This window comes from Heliobacterium mobile, assembly GCF_009720735.1.
Taxonomy (GTDB): Bacteria; Bacillota; Desulfitobacteriia; order Heliobacteriales; family Heliobacteriaceae; genus Heliobacterium; species Heliobacterium mobile.
The window spans coordinates 1-3,805 of the sequence record NZ_WNKU01000068.1 but is presented as its reverse complement, the minus strand read 5'-3'; the positions used below and the strand labels follow the sequence as shown (position 1 = coordinate 3,805).

2 protein-coding genes, 1 rRNA gene and 1 pseudogene are annotated in these 3,805 nt (G+C 46.1%); 3 read left to right on the top strand and 1 reads right to left on the bottom strand.

What is annotated here, in order from left to right; all coding sequences use genetic code 11:
• Positions 1 to 319 precede the first annotated feature (319 nt).
• The 3 genes and pseudogenes from GJ688_RS19360 (at position 320) to GJ688_RS19350 (ending at position 3,386) form a co-directional block, all read left to right on the top strand.
• Positions 320 to 2,017, top strand: coding sequence for an alkaline phosphatase (locus GJ688_RS19360; RefSeq protein WP_235911133.1), 1,698 nt, complete (start codon positions 320 to 322; stop codon positions 2,015 to 2,017).
• 230 nt (positions 2,018 to 2,247) lie between these two features.
• Positions 2,248 to 2,607: pseudogene (locus tag GJ688_RS19355) on the top strand (aldehyde dehydrogenase family protein); the annotation flags it as partial.
• Positions 2,608 to 2,861: 254 nt separating this feature from the next.
• Complete coding sequence (locus tag GJ688_RS19350) at positions 2,862 to 3,386, top strand: DUF4825 domain-containing protein (protein ID WP_170292171.1); 525 nt, start codon at positions 2,862 to 2,864, stop codon at positions 3,384 to 3,386.
• 238 nt (positions 3,387 to 3,624) lie between these two features.
• On the opposite strand, the gene GJ688_RS19345 is transcribed toward GJ688_RS19350, so the two are convergent.
• Positions 3,625 to 3,805: ribosomal RNA gene (locus GJ688_RS19345) — 23S ribosomal RNA — on the bottom strand; the annotation flags it as partial.

Sequence of the window (3,805 nt, the reverse complement as noted above, 5' to 3'; positions counted from 1 at the left end):
AATGATTTGGAATGGGCGGTGGCTCTTCAACAACTTTGGTCGATTATTGATGATGTCGTTAAAAACTGCAACAAGAAGTTAGCCGCTTTGATTAAAAGTCAACTCCAGAAATGGATTGGCTCTTTACCCAACTATATCAAGGCTTACTTGCCTATTTCTGTGTGCGAAACTTGAGTAATGTAATATTGTAAAGGTAAGCCGGGTGAAATCGATTTCGCCTGGCTATTTTTCTTGCCATGAACGTTTACAGAACCATAAAACCCTTTTAACATAGGCATGCTACGATTGTCTCATCACAGCGCATTAGGAGGGTTTTGAATTGGCTACGATCCGTACAGGGATTATTGCTTCCGTGATGAGCACCGCCATTCTTCTCAGCAGCGTTGCAACTGCTGCCCCCAACGCATTTGCCGCAGATAAGTCAACTACTACATCAAATGGAAAAGCAAAAAACGTGATTTTCATGTTATCGGACGGGAATTCGATCGGGGGAACCACATTGACTCGTTGGTACGATATCGTCAAGAAAAACGATCCTAATTACCGGTTGGCCCTTGACGACCCAAGTTTTGACCTTGCCTTGCAACGCACCTACTGTACCAATTCCATCATTACCGATTCCGCTCCAGCTGGTACCGCCTATTCTGCCGGTTATAAAAGCGCCGACAAATTTATCAGCGTCATGCCTGATGAAGTAAAAATGCCTGGTCTGCCGCCTGTCAATGAGGCCGATAAGTATAAGCCCCTGGTGACCGTCTTGGAAGGAGCTAAGTTAAAGGGCAAAGCCACCGGTATCGTCTCTACTTCCAATGTACAGCATGCATCCCCAGCTGCCATATCCGCTCACTGGTACGCACGCAGCAATTATGAAGAGATTGCGGAGCAGCAGGTATACCAGGATATAGATGTGGTCTTTGGTGCCGGTTCCAGGTATTTATCAAACCGAAAAGACGGAGAGAATCTGCTTGACGTCCTTACATCTCGAGGCTATGTCTACGCGGATACTCCGGCTTCGATGGCAGCCGCCTCTGGAAACAAGATCTGGGGCATGTTCGCCGACACCGCCATGACCCGTGATATCGATCGCGATCCTGCCAAACAGCCGAGTCTGGCAGAGATGACCAAACAAGCTATCGACACGTTGAAAAAAGACAAGGATGGTTTCTTTCTTTTTGTCGAAGGCAGTGAAGTCGACTGGTCGGCCCATTCCAACGACCCCGTCGGCTTGATCAGTGACATCAATGCCTTTGACCAAGCCGTCAAAACAGCCCTGGACTTTGCCAAGCAAGATGGAAATACCCTTTTGATCGTGACCACCGACCACGGCAACGGTGGGATCACCATCGGCAGCAAGGAGACCGATGACACCTATTCCAAACTGCCGATCGACAAAGTCGTCCAACCTTTATTGAAAGCAATCAAATCGGCAGACTTCATCGCCCAGCAGCTACCGAAAGATGCCTCTGACGAACAAATCAAGGCTCAACTGCAAACATACTGGGGGATCACGGACGTGACGCCGGAGGAACTAGCCGAAGCGAAGCGTTGGCTGGCCAAAGAGGGCGATCGAGACTACGGACTCGGTCGGATCATCAGCAGCCGGGCAAACCTAGGCTGGACGACCCACGGCCATACGGGAGAAGATGTGCTCGTCTATAGCTACGGACCAAACAAACTCTCCGGACTTATCGAAAACACCGATACGGCCAAAGCGATGGCGCAAGCGATGGGCATCAACCTGCAAGAGTTGAATAATACGCTGTACGTGAACGCAGAAGCAGCGTTCAAACAACTCGGTGCCACCTATCGAATCGATAACACCGATGCCGCCAATCCCGTCGTCGTCGTGGAAAAGGGAACTGCAAAAGCTGAATTGCCTCTCAGCAAAGACATTATCAAGATCAACGGGAAAGAGACTTCACTAACAGGTCTCGTGATTCGCGGTAAAGAAGATCGACCTGTATTTGTACCCCAAGAAGCGATCGACCTGTTCAAAAAAGCCCTAACGGGTAAGTAAAACGATCATACCACCAAGAAGCCTTTTTGCTGGTAATGCAGCAAAAGGGCTTCTTGGACTAGAGTGGCAACCCCTTTACAACCAAAGTCATTGAAAAACCGGTAAAAAACTAATCCAACGAATAACGACGGAATATCACGACATAAGCTTAATCGTGGTATTCATCTAACGATATAAACGATTAAATTTTTCAGTCCAAAATATTCAGATTACTATTGACATCATGCTTATCCGTTTTTCACGGGCACAACAAGATGCGCATTTTCCAGGAAGAAATTTTCGGTCCCGTTGTCTCGGTGACAACTTTCAAAGACCAGGCAGAAGCACTGCAAATTGCTAACGATACCCTCTATGGTTTAGGTGCCGGCGTCTGGATACGCGATATGAACACCGCCTACCGGATCGGACGCGGCATCAAAGCGGGTCGTGTCTGGGTAAACTGTTATCACATGTATCCGGCTCATGCGGCTTTTGGCGGATACAAACAGTCCGGCATCGGACGGGAGACCCACAAGATGATGTTAAGCCATTATCAACAGACGAAGAACTTGCTCGTCAGTTATAGTGAAAATCCTCTGGGTTTCTTCTAAACCCATTATTGGCCTACTAACTCGCAGGCAGTCCCTAAAAAGAAAATCCATGGCCTATAATTACGACCATGGATTTTTCAATTTGGCATATTGCAATTCAAAGATAATCATATAACTATCTAGATCTGCCTAACCTATAGATATATGATTAGCTTAGCCACTTTTTGACGCAAAACAAAACGGGCAACTTTGGTCTCAAATATTATATGCTAAACCAGAACCATCTACTTTGGGGAAAGGAGAAGGAAACCACAATGACCGGCTTATTCTCGAACAATCTCCAGATGAAACTGATCACCGGATTATTCGCTCTCTTGGGTTTATTTGCTGGGTTGCTGATATATGGTCTGTCTGGTGAAGATGCTCCTCCAAGTTCATCCTCCCCTGCAGAATCCTTATGGAAATACAAAACTGCCTACGTAGGTGATAACAGCAAGGTAATAAATCTCCTAAGTCATCTGCCCTTTGCTGACTTACGACGAGAGGTTTCGTTACAAACGCAGCAGTCACCATACGGAGTAACGGTCCAATATGATTTCAGTAAATCAGCTATGAAAAAGACACAAATTGAACCCATATTTCATAATAACGCCATAGCCATCTTTGCACTTATTGGAAATGCCGATCAACTTACGTTCAAAGTGCAAGGGACAGATACTCCAAGTGAATACCGGTATAACAGGGCCGATATTCAACAAGCTTTAGATAAAGACCTCCGGGATTATGTAAAAGACCTCTCGAGTTTTGAAAATTTATTAGAACAGCTCAACTACAGGTAACCTTTCCTACTATTAACCGCACTAGTGACTAGAAAAAAGCACAAAAGCCAAGCACCCTCGAGATCCGAGTTAATGTTTCTATAAAATATCCCAACAATTCCATTACGGCCAAATTTGTTGCGCGAAGTACAGTTTTCTCAAAATCCATAAAGAAAATAAATAAGAGGTCTATCGCCTTTTGTTGCAATAGACCTCTTTCTTATTCCTTGAAAACCACACAGAGTGATTTGTAAAGCATAAGGTCAAGTCCTCGACCGATTCGTACCCGTCGACTGAACACCTCGCGGTGTGTACATCTCGGGCCGATCCACCAGGTCATCTTCCTGGGGTCTTACCTACTTGCGTAGTGGGAAGTCTCATCTTTGGGTCGGTTTCGCGCTTAGATGCTTTCAGCGCTTATCCGCTCCCGACATAGCTAC